The 22,880-nt window shown below is 38.4% G+C and carries 18 protein-coding genes; 16 read left to right on the forward strand and 2 right to left on the reverse strand.

Annotated elements, in window-relative coordinates; all coding sequences use genetic code 11:
* From BM143_RS13490 to traN, 12 genes are all read left to right on the forward strand, one after another.
* Positions 1-282: a DUF3408 domain-containing protein gene (locus BM143_RS13490; protein ID WP_394332575.1), complete on the forward strand. Its 282-nt coding sequence runs from the start codon at positions 1-3 to the stop codon at positions 280-282.
* A 44-nt stretch (positions 283-326) separates the two neighbouring features.
* Positions 327-401: a hypothetical protein gene (locus BM143_RS24300; RefSeq protein ID WP_394332576.1), complete on the forward strand. Its 75-nt coding sequence runs from the start codon at positions 327-329 to the stop codon at positions 399-401.
* Positions 402-404: 3 nt separating this feature from the next.
* Positions 405-1,040: a conjugal transfer protein TraD gene (locus BM143_RS13495; protein WP_090024958.1), complete on the forward strand. Its 636-nt coding sequence runs from the start codon at positions 405-407 to the stop codon at positions 1,038-1,040.
* A 733-nt stretch (positions 1,041-1,773) separates the two neighbouring features.
* Complete coding sequence (locus BM143_RS13500) at positions 1,774-2,079, forward strand: DUF4134 domain-containing protein (protein WP_090024959.1); 306 nt, start codon at positions 1,774-1,776, stop codon at positions 2,077-2,079.
* An 11-nt stretch (positions 2,080-2,090) separates the two neighbouring features.
* Positions 2,091-2,423 carry a DUF4133 domain-containing protein gene (locus tag BM143_RS13505; protein ID WP_090024960.1) on the forward strand — a complete coding sequence of 111 codons (333 nt, stop codon included), beginning with the start codon at positions 2,091-2,093 and terminating at the stop codon, positions 2,421-2,423.
* On the forward strand, positions 2,420-4,927 hold the full coding sequence (locus tag BM143_RS13510; protein WP_090024961.1) for a TraG family conjugative transposon ATPase: 2,508 nt from the start codon (positions 2,420-2,422) through the stop codon (positions 4,925-4,927). The genes BM143_RS13505 and BM143_RS13510 overlap by 4 nt, the downstream gene beginning before the upstream one ends.
* Positions 4,928-4,949: 22 nt before the next feature.
* Positions 4,950-5,582, forward strand: coding sequence for a DUF4141 domain-containing protein (locus BM143_RS13515; protein ID WP_090024962.1), 633 nt, complete (start codon positions 4,950-4,952; stop codon positions 5,580-5,582).
* A 1-nt stretch (position 5,583) separates the two neighbouring features.
* On the forward strand, positions 5,584-6,576 hold the full coding sequence (traJ, locus tag BM143_RS13520; protein ID WP_090024963.1) for a conjugative transposon protein TraJ: 993 nt from the start codon (positions 5,584-5,586) through the stop codon (positions 6,574-6,576).
* A 16-nt stretch (positions 6,577-6,592) separates the two neighbouring features.
* A complete protein-coding gene (traK, locus tag BM143_RS13525; RefSeq protein WP_090024964.1) occupies positions 6,593-7,216 on the forward strand; it encodes a conjugative transposon protein TraK in 624 nt (207 codons plus the stop codon).
* Between the two features lie 11 nt (positions 7,217-7,227).
* The gene (locus BM143_RS13530; protein WP_090024965.1) at positions 7,228-7,494 is read left to right on the forward strand and encodes a hypothetical protein; all 267 of its coding nucleotides are present in this window, start codon (positions 7,228-7,230) and stop codon (positions 7,492-7,494) included.
* Positions 7,491-8,810, forward strand: a complete 1,320-nt coding sequence (gene traM / locus BM143_RS13535) for a conjugative transposon protein TraM (protein WP_090024966.1) — start codon at positions 7,491-7,493, stop codon at positions 8,808-8,810. Before BM143_RS13530 ends, traM begins: the two co-directional genes overlap by 4 nt.
* A 17-nt stretch (positions 8,811-8,827) precedes the next feature.
* Positions 8,828-9,721 carry a conjugative transposon protein TraN gene (gene traN, locus BM143_RS13540; RefSeq protein ID WP_090024967.1) on the forward strand — a complete coding sequence of 298 codons (894 nt, stop codon included), beginning with the start codon at positions 8,828-8,830 and terminating at the stop codon, positions 9,719-9,721.
* 228 nt (positions 9,722-9,949) lie between these two features.
* On the opposite strand, the gene BM143_RS13545 is transcribed toward traN, so the two are convergent.
* Positions 9,950-10,393, reverse strand: coding sequence for a JAB domain-containing protein (locus BM143_RS13545; protein WP_090024968.1), 444 nt, complete (start codon positions 10,391-10,393; stop codon positions 9,950-9,952).
* A gap of 781 nt (positions 10,394-11,174) precedes the next feature.
* On the opposite strand from BM143_RS13545, the gene BM143_RS13550 reads away from it, so the two are divergent.
* The gene (locus BM143_RS13550; protein ID WP_090024969.1) at positions 11,175-12,788 is read left to right on the forward strand and encodes a helix-turn-helix domain-containing protein; all 1,614 of its coding nucleotides are present in this window, start codon (positions 11,175-11,177) and stop codon (positions 12,786-12,788) included.
* 197 nt (positions 12,789-12,985) lie between these two features.
* On the opposite strand, the gene BM143_RS13555 is transcribed toward BM143_RS13550, so the two are convergent.
* Complete coding sequence (locus BM143_RS13555) at positions 12,986-14,593, reverse strand: helix-turn-helix domain-containing protein (RefSeq protein ID WP_090024970.1); 1,608 nt, start codon at positions 14,591-14,593, stop codon at positions 12,986-12,988.
* A gap of 450 nt (positions 14,594-15,043) precedes the next feature.
* Between BM143_RS13555 and BM143_RS13560 the strand changes: the two genes are divergently transcribed.
* The 3 genes from BM143_RS13560 to BM143_RS13570 all read left to right on the forward strand — a co-directional run bounded on the left by BM143_RS13560 (position 15,044) and on the right by BM143_RS13570 (position 22,682).
* Positions 15,044-15,616: a hypothetical protein gene (locus BM143_RS13560; protein WP_139222046.1), complete on the forward strand. Its 573-nt coding sequence runs from the start codon at positions 15,044-15,046 to the stop codon at positions 15,614-15,616.
* A 340-nt stretch (positions 15,617-15,956) separates the two neighbouring features.
* Positions 15,957-16,481, forward strand: a complete 525-nt coding sequence (locus tag BM143_RS13565) for a hypothetical protein (protein ID WP_090024972.1) — start codon at positions 15,957-15,959, stop codon at positions 16,479-16,481.
* 27 nt (positions 16,482-16,508) lie between these two features.
* Positions 16,509-22,682: a hypothetical protein gene (locus BM143_RS13570; RefSeq protein ID WP_139222047.1), complete on the forward strand. Its 6,174-nt coding sequence runs from the start codon at positions 16,509-16,511 to the stop codon at positions 22,680-22,682.
* Positions 22,683-22,880 lie beyond the last annotated feature (198 nt).

The following is a 22,880-nucleotide window of genomic DNA, read 5'->3' on the forward strand; positions in this document are numbered from 1 at the left end:
ATGGCTAAGGACAACGCAAACAATAATGTTGAAAAAAAACATGTGGATGAGGAATATCTGATGAATATCATCAGTGGTGAAGAACCTAATTCTACCTTTTCTGATATCAAACAAGATCTTCCAAAAGAAAATAAACCTAAAGAAAAAATCAGAAGCAATTCATCAAAAAAAGCAGATTATGAGGAAACATTTCTTATTAACAGATTTCCATCGGGGCGTAACGGTAAAGTAGTCTACATACGTCCCGAATACCACGAAAGGCTGCTTAGGCTTGTCAGTTAACAAGAGATGAAAAAACGACCCTCTATTCTTATATAGACAATATTCTGGAATATCATTTCAGAGAGTTTGGGGATGATATTACCCATTATTTCAATCAGCGTTTCAAACCAATTTTATAAGAAATGGAAATACTTATCATCACTTGCCTGCTGATCATTATAATCCTGCTCTTGCAGGATAAGATAACACTCAACGCATGGCCTGATAAAACTAAAATATTAAAAAGAAATACTCCGAAATTTCCTGAGATTATAGGAGTGCCAAAAAATACAGGAAGACATCATGAGCAAGAGACTTCCTCAGTGCTCCAAATTCACGAACCAAAAATAAATCCTGATAATTTAGATATAGAATATGACATTCATGAAAATCTCAGAGTTCAGCTTGCTCATAAAGAACAGGGCCCGATTTTAATGACTAGCCCTGATTATGATGAGGAGGAAGAAGAATGGAAAAAATATAGAATTTCCGGTAAGGATAACGGTTTTGCCCAAGGGGTTACCTTTGAAGAACTAAGCTCCGTTGAGACGATGCTACAAAGAGATCATTTGAAGCCATCTCAAAAGGAAACAGCGGCAGCCATTGTTCAGAAAATACATGGAACCGAATTATTGAATCTACTGGAAAATTCTATGGAAAGTGCTTCCCGTAAAATAGCTGAGCTATTGGACGGGAGCATCTCTTCAAAAAATAATTCTAATTCCTCCTTTTTACAAAATAACAATCCTGATGGATTTGATATTGGAGATTTTACCTGATAACTAATGCTTAAAACTTTTTTTAACACTTTATAACTATAATTATTTTTTTTTTTAGCTTTTTCAGGCACCTTTATTGCTTAAAGAAGAAACGATTCTCATGGTTAATTTGAGTTTTCATGGTTATTAGTTTTTACCTAGCTTCGGCTAGGTTTTTTTTTGAAAATATCCTTTGGATTTATACTCATAAAAATATAGTTTATTCTTCTAAACGAGGTTCAGGTCGATCAAGGGGAGTACAGATGTAATACTTTATAAGTTTTGGATGCTTTTCAAGAACTTTTTGAAAGAATCTTCTAATGGGTCAAGCTGTTTATCACCAATTGAACTAAGATACTTTGCCTGCCAGCTATCTTCATCCCTATTATTTAAAGTGCACTATGATTCTACTCCTCCATCTGGAGCCGCAACTCTAATAATTTTTTTCGATTTGAAATTTCTTATGTCTTGCAAGATGACAAACCAGTTCTTCAAAACTGTTTTAACATCCCCATTAAAAAGTCTTAAGTTAAGCCACTCAGTATTCATCATTACTATTTTATTTAAACTCTCTTAATAGAGATTTCATGTAAAAAAAATATGAAGTAAAAAATTTCACCCCTCGTCAACTTCCACTTATTGCCAAACAAACTCTCCTAAAGCCAGACTATAATTCCATTTCACCTTACCAATCATCTTTGTCTCCAAAGCCCGCAGACTGTGGGTAATGCTAACAATTTAATCTGTTTACATTATGGAAAAACAAAGAAAAAAGCTTCTGATTTCAGCATTGGCATTGCTGATAACCATCCATTTATCAGCCCAAGGAAACGGGACTGCCGGAATCACTGAAGCTACCCAAATGGTCACCTCCTATTTTGATCCCGCCACAAAACTCATCTATGCCATCGGCGCTGTGGTTGGCCTCATTGGAGGAGTCAAGGTCTATAATAAATTCAGCAGTGGTGATCCGGATACATCAAAGACTGCTGCAAGCTGGTTCGGAGCCTGTATATTTCTGATTGTAGCAGCAACAATTCTTCGCTCATTCTTCCTTTAAACGTATTGATTATGAATATCTACCACATCAATAAAGGAATCGGAAGAACCGTCGAGTTCAAAGGACTCAAAGCTCAGTACCTGTTCATTTTTGCAGGAGGATTGTTAGCACTACTTGTACTGGTAATGATCCTGTATATGGCAGGAGTCAATAACTACATCTGCCTCTTTACAGCGGGATCATCAAGCAGTCTTTTGATTTGGCTGACATTCTCAATGAACAGAAAATATGGAGAACACGGACTCATGAAGCTTGGTGCTAAAAAGAAGCACCCAAAATACATCATCAGCCGTAAGAATGTATTGAGGTATATCAAAATAACCCCTAAAATGACAGCCGTATGAGAAACACCTCAAAAGCAGCAACACTGGAAAGTAAATTCCCTTTACTCGCCGTTGAAGATCATTGTATTATTTCAAAAGATGCTGATGTCACGGTTTGTTTTAAAGTTAGATTACCGGAACTCTTTACCGTTGCTTCTGCTGAATATGATGCAATACATTCTGCATGGTTCAAAGCTATCAAGACACTCCCTGACTACACGATAGTTCACAAGCAGGATTGGTTTATCAAAGAAAATTATGCTCCTGACCTGTCAGCAGAAGATCAGAGTTTTCTTTCAAAATCTTTTGAAACACACTTCAATGAGAGGGCTTTTCTCAATCACTACTGTCATCTGTTTATTACCCAAACCAGTAAGGAAAGAATGAAAATGCAAAGCAATTTTTCATCGCTTTGCAGAGGTATTCTCATCCCCAGGGATATAAGAGATAAAGAAGCGGTTATCCGGTTTATGGAGGCAGTCGATCAGTTCGAAAGAATCATCAATGACAGCGGATATATTCACCTGGAAAAAATGACCGCAGATGAAATTACAGGAACTCAGCATCAATCGGGTTTACTGGAACAATACCTAACCTTATCAAGAGAATCAGGAGCATCACTTCAGGATCTTCAACTTGGTGCTGAGGAAATGCGAATTGGGAACAACCGCATCAGCATACATACCTTATCCGATACTGATGACCTCCCGGGAACGGTATCTTCACATAGCCGATATGAAAAACTGAGTACGGACAGAAGTGACTGTCTCCTATCGTTTGCTTCTCCCGTTGGTCTTTTATTGAACTGTAATCATATGTACAATCAATATCTGTTTATTGATAACAGCAATGAAAACCTCAGTAAATTTGAAAAGTCTGCCCGAAATATGCATTCACTTGCAAGGTACAGCAGAGCCAATCAGATCAACAAAGAATGGATTGAAAAATACCTCAATGAAGCCCATTCATTCGGACTGCAGTCTATCCGGGCCCATTTCAATGTGATGTCATGGTCTGATGATCCAACTCAGCTCAAACAGCTTAAGAACGACACAGGAAGTGCCCTGGCACTGATGGAATGCAAGCCTCGCCATAATACCACTGACGCTGCCACTTTATATTGGGCAGGAATTCCCGGTAATGCTGGAGATTTTCCAAGTGAAGAAAGCTTTTACACCTTCATCGAACCTGCGCTGTGCTTTTTCACCGGGGAAACCAACTACCAAAATTCACCATCCCCATTTGGCATTAAGATGGCAGACCGGCTCACAGGAAAACCCATTCATTTGGATATTTCTGATCTTCCCATGAAACAGGGAATCATCACCAACCGTAACAAATTTATACTGGGACCATCAGGAAGCGGAAAATCATTTTTCACCAACCATATGGTACGTCAGTATTATGAACAGGGAGCCCATGTTCTTTTGGTAGATACCGGAAATTCTTATCAGGGCTTATGTGAACTGATCAAAGGAAAGACTAAAGGCGAAGATGGTGTTGACTTCACCTACAGTGAAGATCATCCAATTGCTTTTAATCCATTTTATACGGATGATGGGGTATTTGATATTGAGAAGAGGGAAAGCATCAAAACGTTGATCCTTACTCTTTGGAAAAGAGATGATGAACCTCCTGCCCGTTCTGAAGAAGTTGCCTTGTCTAATGCAGTCAGCGGTTATATAGAAAGAATTAAGTTAAGTAACACCTACCCTTCTTTCAATGGATTTTATGAATATGTGAGAGATGACTACCGAAAGATCCTCAACGAAAAACAGGTTAGAGAAAAAGACTTTGACATCGCTAATTTCCTCAATGTACTGGAACCTTACTATAAGGGAGGAGAATATGACTATTTACTCAATTCAGATAAACAGTTAGATCTTCTCTCTAAGCGTTTTATTGTCTTTGAGATAGATGCCATCAAAGATCATAAGATCCTGTTCCCTATAGTGACGATCATTATCATGGAAGTTTTCATCAACAAAATGCGGAGACTGAAAGGAATCAGGAAGCTCATTCTTATTGAAGAAGCCTGGAAAGCCATTGCCAAGGAAGGCATGGCAGAATATATCAAATATTTATTTAAAACCGTCCGAAAATTCTTTGGAGAAGCCATTGTGGTCACTCAGGAAGTCGATGACATTATCCAATCACCAATCGTCAAGGAGAGTATTATCAATAATTCTGACTGTAAGATTTTGCTGGATCAGCGCAAGTACATGAATAAATTCGATGACATTCAGGCCATGCTTGGTCTTACTGATAAAGAAAAATCTCAGGTGCTGTCGATCAATATGAACAATGATCCAAAGAGACTTTATAAAGAAGTATGGATTGGACTGGGAGGAACTCATTCAGCAGTGTATGCAACGGAGGTTTCCAATGAAGAATATCTCGCCTACACGACTGAGGAAACTGAAAAAATGGAAGTCATGAACCTGGCCTCGGAACTCGATGGAAATGTTGAGCAGGCCATTAAGAGGCTTTCACTTAAAAAGATTAAAACGAACAAAGAAAATTAAATCATTTTAAAAATTTACGACAATGAAAAATCCAATCATTAAAACACTCATGGTAGCAGTTCTTGCTACAACGACTCTAGCCAAAGCACAATTTGTGGTCACAGATCCCGCCAATCTTGCCTCCGGTATCCTTAACTCAGCCAATGAAATCGTTCAAACCTCAAATACGGTAAGTAATGTGGTGAAGAACTTTAATGAAGTCAAGAAAGTATATGAACAGGGTAAAGAATACTATGACAAGCTGAAAGCAGTCAACAATCTGGTTAAAGACGCCCGGAAAGTTCAGCAGACTGTTCTGCTCGTTGGCGATGTTTCAGAAATGTATGTGAAGAATTTCGGAAAGATGCTTAATGATCCCAATTTCAATGCGCAGGAACTCACGGCCATTGCCAATGGATATTCTACCTTATTAACGGAGAGTACGGAACTTCTTAAAGAGCTCAAGCAAATCGTCACCTCCACCCAACTCTCACTCAATGATAAAGAGCGTATGGATGTGATTGACAAGGTGTATAAAGAGGTTAAAAATTATCATAATCTGGTAAGATACTATACCAACAAAAACATTTCTGTCAGCTACTTAAGAGCAAAGAAACAGAACAATACCCAAAGGGTTTTGGACCTTTACGGAACCTCTAATCAAAAATACTGGTAGTATGGAAGCCACTAACTTACACGAGGTCCTCCGTTCGGTGTACGAGGAGATGCTGCCTTTATGTGCTGATATGGCAGCGGTGGCAAAGGGTATTGCCGGACTGGGAGCATTATTTTATGTTTCTCTTAAGGTTTGGCAGGCACTAAGCCGAGCGGAACCCATTGACCTGTTTCCGTTGTTACGGCCTTTCGCCGTAGGAATCTGCATTATGTTCTTTTCAACGATTGTACTGGGAAGTATCAATGGAGTCCTGAGCCCGGTTGTACAAGGAAGTCATTCCATGCTTGAAGGCCAGGTTCTTGATCTCAATGAAATGCAGAAAAAAAAGGATGTATTGGAAAGAGAGGCCATGCTCAGAAATCCAGAGATGGCTTACCTGATCTCTGACGAAGAATTTGACAAGAAACTGGAAGAGCTGGGCTGGTCTCCTTCAGATCTGGTTACGATGTCGGGAATGTATATGGAGCGGCAAATGTTTGCGATCAAAAAAGATATACGTGATGGCTTTCGTGAGTTTTTGGAAATTCTTTTTCAGGCAGCAGCGCTCGTGATTGATACCATAAGAACATTCTTTCTCATTGTACTATCCATACTCGGACCTATAGCTTTCGCCATTTCTGTATGGGACGGTTTTCAAACGACACTCACCCAGTGGCTGACCAGATACATCAGCGTTTATCTATGGCTCCCGGTTGCGGATATGTTCAGTGCGATACTGGCCAAGATTCAGTCTCTTATTCTGGAAAGGGATATTGAAATGCTTTCTGATCCTGATTTTATCCCTGACACTTCCAACACGGTATATATCATTTATATGATTATTGGGATCATCGGATATTTTACCGTTCCAACTGTCACAGGCTGGGTTATCCAGGCTGGAGGTGCAGGAAACTTTACACGCAATGTCAATCAGACCGCTCAGAAATCCGGAAATATTGCAGGAGCGGCGGTAGGATCAGCAACAGGTAATATATCTGGAAAACTACTGAAATAATTAAAATCAAACCCTAATGGAATTTAAAACCTTAAGAAATATTGAAAACAGTTTTAAGCAGATCAGGTTATTCACCTTTGTTTTTGCCTTGTTATGCTTTGGTGTTGTTGGACTGGTTGTCTATCAATCCTATAGCTTCGCCGAAGAGCAGAGAAAAAAGATCTATGTTTTGGATAATGGAAAATCTCTCATGGTCGCGTTATCCCAAGATATGTCGATCAACCGTCCTGTAGAAGCAAGGGAGCATGTCAGACGTTTTCACGAACTGCTTTTCACTATTGCTCCTGATAAAAATGCAATTGAAAGCAATGCAAAAAGAGCTTTTAATCTGGCTGATCAGTCGGCGTTTGACTACTATAAAGACCTTTCTGAAAAAGGATATTATAACAGGATTATTTCCGGAAATATTCAGCAAAGAATTGAAGTGGATAGTGTGGTTGCCAGTTTCAGCAACTATCCTTATAAGGTGAAGACCTTCGCCAGGCAGTTCATTATAAGGTCAAGCAATCTAACCATACGCAGTCTGATTACCAACTGCTCACTGGTCAATTCAGTAAGGTCCGACAGCAATCCCCAGGGATTTACCATAGAAAAATTTAATGTCGTTGAGAACAGGGATCTTGAAACTGTTGACCGATAAAACCGAGTATCATGAAAAAGATAAGAAAAGCCATAGACAGTTATATTGATCAGATAGAGCAAAAGTGGAAAGCCCTGCCTGATTATAGACAGAGACTGCTAACAAAGATCTTTTTTGCTGTATATCTATTGTTGAGTGTCTTTGTACTTCTACACATCTGGTTAAAACCCACGAACACTCAAAAGATTCTTCCCGGAACATCTATTAAAGGTGTTCCATCGGAGCCTGATATTAAGAAAAATCCTGGAATCCATTCACATCAAAAAACATTAAAATGAAAGATTCAATCAAGAGTAAAATAAGAATTACAGAAGGATCTTCTGGATCTCCCGGTAACGAAGAATTTCAAGATACCACAAAGCAACAACGGGAAAAATTAAAGAAGCCTATCATCTTTTTTTTAATGACAATTGTTTGTGCCGGGTGCTTATACCTGATCTTTAAACCAAATAAAGATCAGGTCATTGCTAAGAATGCAGGTTTTAATGCGGTCGTTCCCCAGGCAGCTGATGATCAACTTCAATCTGACAAACAGAAAGCTTATGAACAACAGTTGTTGGAGCAGAAAAATGAAGAAAAAAAGAAAGCCTTAACTACCCTATCTGATTATTGGAATGATTCAAGTTCGTCAAATAATTTGAATGATAAAGCATTCAATTTGAATTCAAATGCCCCTTCTAAAAATATTGGTGCAGCCAATCAGAGTGCAGTAAACAGCTATCAAAACACACAGCAGGCACTTAGTTCCTTTTATGGTAGGGATCAACAGGAAGTTGATAATCTGAGGCGGGAGATTAGCAGGCTTAAAAATGAAGCATCTCAAAAAGAATTGCTGCCCAGAGGTGTTGGGATCAACGATCAGCTTGAACTGATGGAAAAATCGTATCAGATGGCGACAAAATATCTTCCGATGCCTGCACAGCAAGAAAAAGCTGGAGTGAAAGAAACCTCCGAAGAAGTTTCGGGTCATCACAAAGGAGATATCACATCAGTAAAGCAAATTAGAGGCAGTATTGTTTCCAGTTTATATCATGAACCTTCTGACAGTTTATTTTTAGAAAGACTTCATCAGAACAGATTTACAGGAATTCAAAATGAACATTCAATCAATTTTGAAAATAGGAATAGTATCCGCGCGGTAATCCATGAAACAAAATGGATGACTGCTGAAAGCACGCTCTCTTTAAGACTGCTGGAACCCATAATCATTGGGAAAGTTAAAATTCCCCCGGGAACACTTTTAAAAGCTATGGGAAAATTTCAGGGTGGAAGATTACAACTGAAAATATCAGTCATAGAATATAATGGATTTATCAAACCTGTTGAAATCAACATTCATGATAATGACGGACAGTTGGGACTGTATATTCCCTACTCTCCTGAACAAAGTACAATAACTGATATTGTAGGTAATATGGGTCAGAATTCGGGAACAAATATTATGATGACCCAATCTGCAGGACAACAGGTTGCCGCTGATCTCACTCGTGGAATTGTCCAAGGTATATCGGGTTATTTTCAGAAAAAAGTCAGATTACCAAAAGTTACTATAAAAGCAGGACATCAGGTCTTTCTAGTTTCAAAGAATAATTAATCAATAATAAAAAAACAATGAAATTTGTACTCAATAAATGGCTGTTTTCAGCCCTGATTATTTTTTCAGCATATAAAATAAGTGCTCAGGAAAAAACAGGTTTTACCTCCCTCAATCAGGCGAGATTAGAACCTTACAAAATGGAAATCACGTACAATAAAACGACCCATCTCTTATTTCCTTCTCCGATCCGCTATGTGGATTTAGGAAGTAATGATCTAATTGCCAGCAAAGCGGATGAAATTGGAAATGTCCTTAGAATAAAATCTTCAGTAAAAGATTTTGATGAAGAAACAAACTTTTCGGTGATTACTCAGGATGGAAAATTCTACACCTTTGATGTTTTATACAGTTCTTATCCCGAGACACTTAATTATGACCTTTTGAAGCTACAAAGGACTACTGAAAAGGGATACTCTACTGACGTGCTGTTTGAAGAACTCCTAGGAGGCTCATCGTCGCTTACCGAAGACATGATGAGAATACTGTATAAAAATACTAAGCGTCCTACTAAACATATCAGCACAAAAAGTTTTGGGATTCAGTTTTTATTAAATTCTCTGTATGTAGATGACGGAAAATTTTATTTTATCATTCAGGTAAAAAACACAAGTAATATCAATTATAATGTTGATTTTATCAATTTCAAAATAGCTGATAAAAAAAGACTGAAACGCACAGTTGTTCAGGATAAAGTTCTAACACCACTGCGTTCATATGAACCAATTACTGTTGTCAATCATCAGAGTGAAATAAAGGCTATTTATCTTTTGGATCAATTTACCTTGCTGGATGGTCAGGTATTGGAAATTGAAATATTTGAAAGAAATGGTGGGCGTCATCAGAAAATCAAGATTAAAAATAAAGATCTGATTAATGCTAAGGTGATTCAGGATATCCATTTAAAATGAAGTACAACACGTTTATAACAACATCAATAAGTGGCTATAAGACAGGATTAATCAAGAAAAACCTATTATTTCATTATTGAAGTCCATACCCAAAAAGGCCTTTTTCTAATTAGCAGCGAAAAGACCCTTCCGATCAAAGAGAGGGACTGGTCTTTTCGCCCAAAAATTCTCCAAAGAGAACGGTAATTTTTAATCGCCGTTCTCTTTATTATATGTTCCTAAAAAGACCTACAGCAGTCCTTCATCTGCAAATGAAATATATTCGGTAGAAGTTAGAATACAATGATCAAGCAATTGTATGTTTAGAAATTTTGATGCTTCTTTTATTTGCTGAGTCATTTTTACATCTTCAGCCGAAGCTTTTAAGTTACCTGAAGGATGGTTATGCGCAATAATAATGCATGATGCATTACATAAAAGAGCGGCCTGCATGATAATTCTAACATCTACAATCGTTGAGGAAATTCCAGATTCAGAAATTTTCTTTATTCCTAAAACTTTATTCGCCTGACTTAAATAGAGCGTGTAAAATGATTCTCTATAGTCAATTTCATCACTGTCAAAATGTTCTCTAAATACATCAATAGCATCTCTTGAATCCGCTATTAACCTTTCACAGTTACCTTCTCTGGAATAACTTAATTTGATTTCATTAACTACATTAAATCTCATCTTTTTTGCTCTGAGTACGGCAGAGACTGATATTTCCCGCACTTAATTATTGACTTTATTTTTCTCCACCTCTTTTCCTTCCTTATTAAAGCCTCCGTAAGACTTCTGTAGATATTTTTCAAAAGAAAAACCGGAAAAAAGAAAGCAGATAATCTAAGCGGACAATGCGGAAAACCAAAAGGAAACGGAATAATTGGAGGGTACCTTTAGGGAGCAAACCGTTTATGCCGTAGTCTTTTGGATGGAAATAGAAGATGCCTGGCCGCTATACCTTAGCTGCCTTTTTACCGATTGATGATGAAAATACTTTATACTATTCCTAAAAATACAATACTTTTCAAATTTAGTACCTTACTTAAAAGGCATCATTATGAAAACAAAAAGTGGATCGTAAAATAGTTGATTCAGCTATAGGTTAAAAACAATTACTGTGTTGCCTATGATGTTTTATTGAAGATGCGCACCACTAGATCGAGGGTATTAATCAAGTCCACGAATTTATCAAAGCAGGATCGCAAAAGCTTGCCTTCTGATCAATACAGAAATATTCTCAAAAGTTACTGGTTTGCATGGCCACGACCGTATGATCTACTTATATTGTGTAGAAGCTGTGATCATACAGGAAAGTGTGTACAATAACGGTATACAGTCCATAAAACAGCTTCTTTTGCATAGTACCTCTTAATAATATTATATCATTTTTCAACCATCTTGAAACAGCTTACTTGCTCGAAATATTCTTATATTTGTAAAAACACCATAACCATTGAATTCCAATCGAATGAGAGCTTATCGATCTATTTTATTCCTCATCATCCTACACCTATTCACTTTAGGAAAAAGCCAGAAAATATCCGAAGAACAATTAAAGAACGAGTTACAACAGATACAAGACAAGATCGGCAGTACAAGTGTCGTAAACACTACCATAAAACAGCTGGAAAACATCTACAGAACAGCAAAAGAAAATAAATACAATGTTGCATTCCCCATTGGTACTGAACTGATGCGAACTTATTCTACATTGAATAATTCGGAGAAAGTCATTGAAGTTGCAACAGACCTGGAAAGCCATATCAATGAAGATTCATCTCCACAGCAAGTATCTAATATGTACAAGATGAAGGCAGGTTCATTGGGAGCTTTGGGATTTCTAGAAGATTCCCATAAGGCATATCAGTCTTCAAAAAAATATTTGGGGAAAATCCAAGACAATGATGTCCGTCATTATTACAGCAGCTTATTTTATTCCAATTATTCCGGCTATTTTGATCAGAGCAAAAAACAACCGGACTCCGTACGTCTGTACCTCATAAAAGGGCTGGAAGAGGCAGAAAAAATATCCGAAAAAAAGTCCAGTATAGCACCGGGAAAAAAATATGATCTGATTGTTTCCATACAGGCAAACTTAACCTTGTATTATTTATGGATCATACAGCCCGCCCAGCCAAGGACGGCAGAGACATATCTTTTAAAATCATTGAAGATTGCTGAACATAGGAAAATAAGTTCACTCAATGAAATGAACCTATACAGAACCGCCGGTGATTTTTATTTTGAACAAAAAAATAACGACAAGGCCATACATTATGCCCAGAAAGGCTTAGAACTGGAGCGAAAAATTTCATCCCCTTCCGGTCGGGAAATTTTCTACGAGATCTTAACGGAGGCCTATTTGGCTAAAAACAATACGCTCGAAGGAAAAAAGTACAATCAACTTCTTACAAAGCTCAGGGACAGCATTAGAACTGTAGAAAAACATTCGGTGAATAAAGTTACTACAGCCATCAAAAAAGAAAAGGATAAGGAAAAAAACAGCACACTGAGAAACTATTTATATATATTCTTTATTTTAATCATCCTAGGATGTGGTGGGATCTGGTACTATTGGAAAAGCAGAAATAAAATCCTACAACAGAGATTTCAGGAACTCATTACAAAAATAAAACATGAGTCAGAAAACCGACAGGATGGAATGGAGAAGCATGAAGAAAAAGCAATAAAAGCTCCGAAAACAATAGCTGAGGAAACAGTCAATCAACTATTAAGTAAGATATCCAAATTTGAAAAAACAGAAAAATACCTGAAAAGTGATATTACAATAGCTGGTATGGCAAGTAGTTTCGGCACCAATACAAAATATCTTTCAGAAGTCATAAAATCCTATAAGAATAAGAACTTCAATCAGTACATTAACAGCCTTAGGGTTGAATACATTACCAGGAAACTGTATGAGGATTCAGTATGGAGAAAGTATAAGATCACTTCTTTGGCAGAATTATGTGGCTACGCCAATCATAGGGTCTTTCAGACTGCATTTAAAAAAGAAACAGGCCTAACACCCTCAGATTTTATTATCAGTTTAAAAAAGGAAACTGAACCGGAAACAGTGTAATACAAAATAAAATTTGAAAAAACTGACTACTGCCTGTCCAGCCCAAACAGCATAATCGTCAAGATAATTTTTTATCCATAAGATTATATGCATAACGGATGAGTATTTTTTCATGATTCTCAGTCAGTCAACAACATTAAAGCATTGAGAAAACCTACTGAAAAGGCTGGAGAATTGATCACCAAATAAATTGAACATTAGACTGAATTTTTCAATTTTTTCAAAAAGTAAGAAGGAGTTAAACCGGTTTCTTTTTTAAAAGCATTTACAAATACCCTAGGCGTAACATATCCGCATTCTTCTGCAAGATAGGTGATCTTATATTCCCTATAGATTGGATTTTCATAGAGCTTGTTGATGATGTAGTTGATACGAAGCTCATTGATATAACTTGTGAAATTATGATTTTTATAGATTTTTATCACTTCGGAAAGATATTTAGGATTGGTAGCAAGACTATTGGCCATCCAGGTAAGACTCAAATCCTTCCGGAGATATTTCTTTGAAACCTCAAATTTTTCAAGCTTAAGAAGTAATGCCTTTACGGTTTCATCTGTAATGGTGACAGAAGATTTTACTCCTATACTTTCAGTATCCTTTTCTGGTGTTAGTTCTATCGTTTCATCCCCGTTTTCATGATGTATTCTAGCAATGAGATCTTCATATTTTTTACGGATAATCTTATTGCTTCTTTTTCGGTATATCAACATACCTCCGACTATCAGGATGAGAATAGCAAAAGAGATAGCAGCAATTTTCTTTATCTTTTTCTCTTCGTTAATTTGAGTTTCTGAAATCATCTTTTTGACAGGAACTTCCACGGCTTGTTTTTCTACGGAATTAATACTGTCATTCAATTTTGAAAAAAGATCGAGATATTTTTGCGAAGTGGTATGATCTCCAGTTCCCAGATAAGATTTTGCCAATACCATATACGCAACTCTCCGATTATAAGGCATGCTGTTCGACTTCTCCAAAGCCAGCATATTCTCCCCATATTCTACGGCTTTATTATAATCTTTTTTCATATGATAAAACTCCTGAAGGGCCTGATATAAATCTATTTTTGTTTCCGGATTTATTTCTTTTTTAATTAAATCCAGCTGTTTTAATGCCTCCATAAAATAGAATTCGGACCTATTGACATTTCTTCCTTTATTTTTGGAATCCCTGAAGTGAATTCCCAGATTCATATTTACTGACACCAGCATATCAAGCTTTTTCTCTAAAGGAATGTCCTTACTTTTATCACTTATTTTCAAAACCTCCTGCCTGCTTTTTTCCAGATAATACAAAACCTTTTCGTCTGAACGTCCCTGGTAATACGGGGCAAAATTATAGTAAACCAGGGAAGTCTGGTAATACCTCTGATCTGCTACGAAAATCAGCTGTGCATATTTTAGAGCAGTTTCATATTCTTTTAGACTTTCATCATATAGGCCGAGGTTCTCATACAATATTGCTCTTTTATTGTATAACATGGATAATGTTTCATAATCCTTCTGACTATCGGCCAAATCCAGAGCTTTGTTCGATATTTCGAGGGCCTTTTTATAATCATAATCCTGAGAGTAGACCAACATTATATTTTTTGTTGCTTCCAGTTCTCCCTTTTCACATTCTATAGCTTTAGCAAGATTATTAGCATTTTGAAGCAATTTCAGGGCTTCTTTACTTTTTCCATGGTTACCAAGAGAGGTTGCCTGGTCTATTAGCTGGTCTATATTTTTACTGCCAGAACATAAAACTTCCGCACTGGCCATGTGAAAAAATAAAAGGGTCAAAAATAAATAGATTTTCTTCATTAGGAATTAGTATTTAGAGCAAAGAGTTAACAGAGTCACGATGAGAATAGCTACTGCATTCATATTGTTCAAAGAGGGTTAAAGTATAATTGCTTATCAACGGTCTTTTGATTTTTTATTTCTAAAAATTTATAATGAGCAATTCCTGATTTACATTTCATAAATTCTCATAAGATGAATCACTTTCATGGTAAAGATTGTATCCATAATTGTTATTTGAGCAAATTTAATGAAATATATATTCCTAAAATTCAAATACCTATTTGTGAATTTTTAAAACTTAAACTAGATATGTTGATATTTTTTAATATACTGATTTTCAGTATTCCAAATTTGTAAAACAGATCAAACAGTACATGAAACTTTCCGAATTATTCCTGTATAAGGTTTGTACAGCTATGGTGGTAATCATATTATTGCATCAAAATGATAACCGATTCTGAAAATAACATGATGAACCAAATCTTCTCTCTTCATTCACTTGGAGGGAGGAGGTTTTTTTTACTCATCTTGTTGTTAATCAACTTTGAGGTTATACAGGCCGTTGATAATCAGAATCAAGCTCCTTCGCCAGATTCTGCCTCCACATCAACTATGATAGTTCTATCAGAGGGTACTGTAGTTTCGGGTATGGAACAAATATATGTTTCACAACCAAAGGAAAAAAAAGAGAAAATTCCCAAAAGAAAGAACACACTTGTATCCAGTAAAAGAAAATACAAAAACAGAAAGGATTTCTCCCAAATCGTTAAAAACATTAATAAGTCCCAATTACTGTTCAGTAGCAATACACAATCAGAGAAATTCTTACTAACAGGTTCCGATAATAATACACAAATTGTAAGGCCGAATCAACAAACCCTGAAATTCCTTCTTTTTGAGTCCGAAAACAGAATACCTGTTCTGGTCTGTTTACTGGATGTTTTCCTGAAGAAAATCTATAAAAACCGCGGATTTTCAGATCTGAAACTAGTTAGAAATTTCAACCGTCCCCCACCATTTCTATCTATAGCTATCGCTTAACAAATCATTAGATAGCTTATTGAACGAAAATTTCCGAATGATTCATTCATACTCGCCGGCTCATCCGATGCGAACAGATACGATCATTTCTTGACTCAAATAAAATCATGATGTGTATTGCTAACCACAGATTGAAATCAGAAAACAAATCCTCCCGGAGAGTATTCATTTATATGACTTCAAATCGTAATGAAAATGACGGAATTATAATAATAGATATGCTCATCTAAAACCCTCAGGTAAAAATCTTTAAATAAAAGACACATCAGTACTTTTCAGGCTAAGTACCTTTTTTTTCGAAAAGAAAACATACCATTCATATAAAACCAATTTAAAAATCATGAAAAAACAACTTCTGCCCATCGCAATTTTACTTGCGGTAACGGGTACTGTACAATCTCAGATTGCCATAGGAAAAACGACAGTAACGAATGCTTTTGTATCCCTGGAATTTGCGGATACAGAAAATCGGGGATTCGTGCTTCCCTATGTAGAAACAAAGACAGGAATTACAGAAAACGGGACCGTCATTTATGATACTACCGACCACAAAGTAAAATACCTGAAGGATACCGGAACATGGGCTGATTTAAGTGTTGACAACACCGGAACAGCCGATATTTTAATCCAGACCAACAAAACGGAATCTACGGCCGCAAAATCAGTCATCGGATCAGCTGCTGCTGCAGACAGTACACCCGGTATGTTGATTTTATCCGATACCAACAAAGCGATGATAGTACCTAAAGTAGCCAGTCCGCACCTCAACATCATCGATCCAGCTCCCGGAATGATGGCTTATGACACCGTAAAACGACAACTTGCTGTTTACAATGGCAAAGTCTGGACTTTCTGGAAACCTTAAATAAATCCGACTAAAAACTATTAAATAATGAAAAAACAAACCCTCTTTTTCTTCCTATTTCTCATTATGGGTAATATGATGATTTTGGCACAAAGCTGCAACATCAATGCAGGAGCCAATGCGGTCATTTGCGGCACGTCTGCAAATCTATCAGGGAGCCCGGGCGGAAGTACAGCTGGAAACCCGGTATGGACTCTTGTGTCCAAACCCTCTGGTGCACCGGACCCAGTGATTGTAACACCCTCAGGTTACAATACCAATGTTACAGGAATGACCTTTCCCGGAAATTATGTATTCCAGATTGCTCAGACCTGCACCTCAGGAACAGCAACGTCACAGGTGACCATTACGGCCCCGGGAGCTGTCTCTACTTTTACTGCAGGGCCTGACATTACCAATGTTTCTGCCAATACGGGTACTGCAACCCTAAATGCAGTAATTCCTGCAGGGTATACCGCATCGTGGACGTATTACAACATTTATAATAAAGAATATTATAATCAGACTACCACAACGAATGCCACCATGTCCAATACGACAACCGCAACTCCTACCTTAACCCTTACGAAGAAAGCCAATCATGATATTGATCCTGCTTATCGTGCGGTATTAAGAATAACATCCATCAACAATCCAAACTGTTGGTACGAAGATGATGCTGTTGTCCGGTTCATTCCCAATCCACAAATCAGTCTTCCGGCAACCCATAACAGATGCTATCCGTCGACGGAAATCAACCGGTATATCAGTTTGAGTGGAACTTCTCCATTGTTCGCAAGCAATACAACAAACTCATCAGGAAACCCGACATTTGGAACGACAGTTACCATCAACGTCATCAGCCAGCCGGCAGGGGGAAATATTTCATTTTATCAGCTAAGGAACAATTCAATCTATTTCAATGGTGTCAATGTTACGGGGGCCTATGTGTTTACCATAACCGTTACCAACGCCAACGGAACATACACGACTCCTCAGATTACCTACAACTACAACGGAACAGATCCCAGGCTCGTTAGCTTTATTGATTCCACATATCCTGAACAAATGCAATCTTACTATTCAAGCGGTAGTGGAGGTGCCGTGTATTGTAATAAGGCAGGGACAACAGCACCGATTACCATTTATTTTAAAATTGATCCCGCAGACCCTGCAACACTTATTACCACAGTTGGTAATTCAGGGATAGCCCCTCCTGGAGGAAATCCTGCTTTGGTTTTGAACGGAGCCGGGACCATGAACAGGAATGTAGTGGTAACACCACCTACCGGAGGTTGGAGAGTGGGAACCTACATCGTTAATTTATCGATCAAAAGTGGCACCTGCGGCAATAGCCAGGATTATTATATTCATATTTCAGATGGTAGCCGCCCCAATGTGGCTGTACCTAATACGACAATATGTTATACAGGGTCAGGTGTTGTTACGGCGACAGTTCCTTTACCTGCTGTATATCAGGGAGTGGTTAATACCAGTTACTTTCAGGGATTTTCCGGCAGCTATAACTTTACTTTGGTTTCCAAGCCAGCCGGAGCTGCCAATCCTGTTTACGAAGCCAGTAATCTCAGAACATTTACAAATACCTCTACCACGATAAGTAACCTGGATAAGCAGGGAGAGTATGTGTTTAAGATAAAGGCTGCCTCTAATGCAGGTGGAGTGGATCCAAGATTTCTGGATCAAGAATATGCCTGCTCAGGAACTTCTCCGGAGGGTACATTTTCCATATTCGTATCCCCACAGGTCAATGCCAATGCAGGATCCGGTCAAACCTTGGGAATAGGAGTTTCACAAGCCTCTCTCAACGGGAATAATCCGGGAACGTCATCCACAGGTTTATGGACTTTGGTTTCAAAACCAGCCGGAGCTCCGGATCCGGTGATAGTCAACCCATCCCTATATAATACCAATGTGACAGGACTTACCGGTTCAGGAACCTATACTTTCAGATGGACTGTTACCACCGGTACCTGTACAAGTACCAGCGATCTTACCATTACCGTTGTAGCTCCTGGCCCCGGTGGAGTGCAGGGAGCCAGTTTTTGGGTGAAATCAGATGATGCAGGAACTATTGCGACAGCATGGAAGGACCAATCTGCATTTGCCGACCCTATTCCGAATGTGGGTGGGGTGATATTATCTCCGGCAGACAGAAACCATAATTTCAATCCTTACACTACCGGCTATACCACTTCTAAATTCTTTTATAATGCAGCTTCTGTAATGAATCCTACCAATGGAGAGCTGCCTGATATATCCCATTCCATTTTTTCAGCAGTAAGGCCTGTTACAGCAGGAACCGGACGTATTACAGGAATTGATGATGATGTAACCTATGCCTCTGAACCTGCGGCATCGATTGCCAATGGAAAACCAAGACATTATGAATATTATAATGTTACCACTTCAACAGATTTTTCTACCACTTTCAATATAGGTTCATCCAACGTTTTCTCGACGATAGCCAATAATTCTGTTGCCAACGGAGGATCTGCTGCCTCATCGGGAGGAGAAAAAAGATTAGGTCTGAATGGCACTTACGAAACAACTTCATTTACCGGATCTAATAAATTTCAGCTTTACGGCCGCAACCTAAGGGTAGGTCATGCCGGTTGGGATGCAGCCGGTGCTTTCCCTGGAGATATTATGGAAATTTTATGGTTCAAACGTGCCTTAACAGCAAATGAACAGTCGAGGGTAAATTCTTATCTGGCCGTAAAGAATGGGGTTACATTGAACGAGAATTATCTATCCACAGCAAGCGATGTGATATGGGACAGAACCATTAATACTGGTTACAACAATAATATTTTTGGTCTTGCCAAGGATGATCTTACCTTATTACATCAAAAGCAATCTGGAAGTACAAATAGCGGACAAAAGCTTGTCATTTCCACAACAGCATTTGCGGATAGCAATGCAGCCAACAGCATAGGTTTAGCCAATGATATGCAATTCCTGATGACAGGAGACAATGGTTTGGAACAAAGCCTTAAAACACCATTGTCTTACACAAGCGGTTCTAATGGTTTGGTTAACTACCGTTTTGAATCTATCTGGAAAGTGCAGAATTCAGGAAGTGTGGGTACGGTAACGGTTGCATGGCCTAAAGGAGTGAAGAACCTATATCTGGTACAATCTTTTGATGCCATTTTTGACGGAACAGATATGTTTATCCCAATGACTGCAGAAGTAACTGTAAATGGGACGGTATATAACACCGCTAATGTAACATTAGCCAACGGGCGGCTGTTCACTTTTGCAGGATATGTATACGCTCCCGGAGGAGTTGCCGGATCAGATTTCTGGATCAGATCCGATGATGCAGGAAACATCGCAACAGCATGGAAAGACAATTCCATCAACGCCAATGATATTCCTGCTGTGGGTACATGGACCCTTTCTTCAGCAGATAAAGATCATAACTTCCATCCGTACACGACAGGATATAGTGCTTCGAAATTATTTTACAATAATGCTTCAACATTGAATCCTACGACTGGCGAATTGCCCAATATATCTCATTCCATTTTCTCAGCAGTAAGACCTACTGCGGCAGGAACCGGACGTATTACAGGAATTGATGATGATGCAACCTATGCTTCTGAACCTGCGGCATCGATTGCCAATGGAAAGCCAAGACATTATGAATTTTATAATATTACCACCTCAACAGATTTTTCTACAGCTTTCAATATAGGTGCATCCAATGTTTTCTCGACGATAACCAATAATTCTGTTGCCAATGGAGGGACATCCTCTTTTTCAGGAGGAGAAAAAAGATTGGGATTGAATGGTGATTATGAAGCAACTACATTCAACAACATCAATAAATTCCAGCTTTACGGCCGCAACCTAAGGGTAGGTCATGCCGGATGGGATGCCGCCGGTGCGTTCCCTGGAGACATTATGGAGGTTATTTGGTACAAACGTGCTCTGACACCTAATGAACAGTCAAGAATCAACTCTTATCTGGCTGTAAAGAACGGGGTTACCCTGAGTGAAAATTATCTTTCCACAGAAAGCAACTTGGTATGGGATAGAACTGGAAATACCGGATACAACAACAATATCTTCGGTATTGCAAAAGATGAGGTCACTGTATTGAACCAAAAGCAGTCAGGAAGTATCAACAATAGTCAAAAGCTTGTGATCTCTACAACCGGACTTGCCGATAATAATGCAGCCAACAATACAGATCTACCAGGCAATCAGCAATTCTTAATGGTTGGAGACAACAATTTGAAACAGGGACTGAAAACGGCTCTGGCTTATACCAATGGTACCAACGGAGAAACGAATTTCCGTTTTGAAGCGATCTGGAAAGCACAGAACACAGGAAATGTAGGACAGGTAACCGTTGCCTGGCCAAAGGGAATCAAAAACCTATATCTGGTACAATCTCAGGACGAAACATTCGATACAACGGATAATTTTACTCCAATGACTACGGAAGTTTCTATAAATGGGGTGATGTACAAAACAGCCAACGTAACCTTAAGCAATGGGCAGTTTTTCACTTTTGCAGGTTTCGGACTTGCTCCGGGTGGAGTTGTGAATAACCTTTCTTATTGGTATAGGGCTGATAAAGACGCTGCCAACACGGGAGATGGAACAGATATTACGGCATGGACAGACCAGTTCTCAGGAACCACTTCAGCACAATTGGGAACCAATGCCCTGCCAAAATTCAAGTTAGGTGCTGCCAATTATTTCAACTTCAATCCAGGGGTCAGCTTTACGGCAAATACTCAAACCATTGGAAATACATCAGTAAGAACCTTTGGCAACAATACCTATGATGTCTTTATCCTGACCAAAGAAGGACTGTCAAACCCTGGCAGTAATGGAAGGATATTCAGCTCTTTACTGGATAATTCTAAATTAACTGGAAGCATCAACTATTGGGATGGTTTTGGTGATATGTATGACAGCAGAACAGAAAGAGTGAGAGCTGATGAGGGATATAGATATCTTGCTAACCCTGGAGGAACGAGGTCAACAACGATTCCAAGCATTGTATATCACAATCTGTTAAATACCACTACCGGTAAAGGAATCAACGGAGGTATTGTTTCCATGAGCGGAGCACATACTTCCATAGGCTTTCTAAACGGAGGACATACCTTCGGTTCTACACAAATAGGCTCCAATGGAAGTGATAATGGAGGTTTTGTCGGAAACCTGGGAGAAACGATTGTGTATGGAGAAGGTAACCTTACAACTTCGGAAAGACGAAGAGTAGATTCGTATCTTGCTATTAAATATGGTATTACGCTGGGACAAGTAAATACTGACCATTACCTGAATACAGATGGAAATACAGTATGGAATGGAGCAGCCAATACTACGTTCAACAATAATATCTTTGGAATATCTCGTGACGATATTGAAATGTTGGAACAAAAAGTATCGAAAAGTGTCAATGCGGGGACGGTTCTTACCATTGCTACAATCAATGATTTTGCTTCTCCGAACCAACTTGCAGCACGAACAGGATTTACAAGTGATAAAACATATTTCCTTCTGGGGGATAACAATGTTACAGCAACCCCGCTTGTCAACATCACGATTGCCGGAAATACACTGCAGAGAATCCAGAGAACATGGTTATCTCAACGTTCAAATACTTCTGGAGGTCTATACTTTGAGGCAGACCTTTCAGCCTATGGAGTGACATTCTCAGCCGGAAACAACATTAAAATGATTGTAGCAGATGATGCAGCTTTCACAATAAATGTAAAAACAATCAACGGAATATTTACAGCTGGCAGATGGGTATTTATGAATGATTTCAACGCTGATAATACCGTAAGATATATAACATTTGCTGAAGGAAAAACCTCCTGTTATAAACCGGGTGCTATTGCTACCACCGGCAATCCGGCATTACCTACAAAAGTAGGAATTACCGCTCTTGGAAGAGCTGGCGCCGGAAGTACTGACAACTGGCCAATGGTAAGAAAAGGGGGCTGGCTGGTGTTGGAAGCAAAAACCAAAGGTTTTGTTCCAAACAGAGTAAAGTTCAATGCATCCAACCAACCTGTTGCTGCAGATGGGATAACTCCTGTTATCACAGTTCCTGTAGAGGGGATGATGGTGTATGATATGACCAACAAATGCATGAAGATGTACACCCTTAAGGAAGGTGATGCAACCATGGCTTGGCACTGTATCTCCACACAGACTTGTCCTGATTAGAAAAGTACAGGTTCAATAATTGATAGAAACTTAGCTCCGGAAAGTATTGTACGGAACGGGGCTAAGACTATCAATTTTAGTCTATTAATTGCAGTCCACTGTGATGTATTATATAATAAAAAACTAAGTAATACCATGATACAATGAGCAATAAAGCATTTTATATTCTTACAACGTTCTAGTCATGAAAATCCCATC

The organism is Chryseobacterium oleae (assembly GCF_900115055.1).
GTDB classification, from domain to species: domain Bacteria; phylum Bacteroidota; class Bacteroidia; order Flavobacteriales; family Weeksellaceae; genus Chryseobacterium; species Chryseobacterium oleae.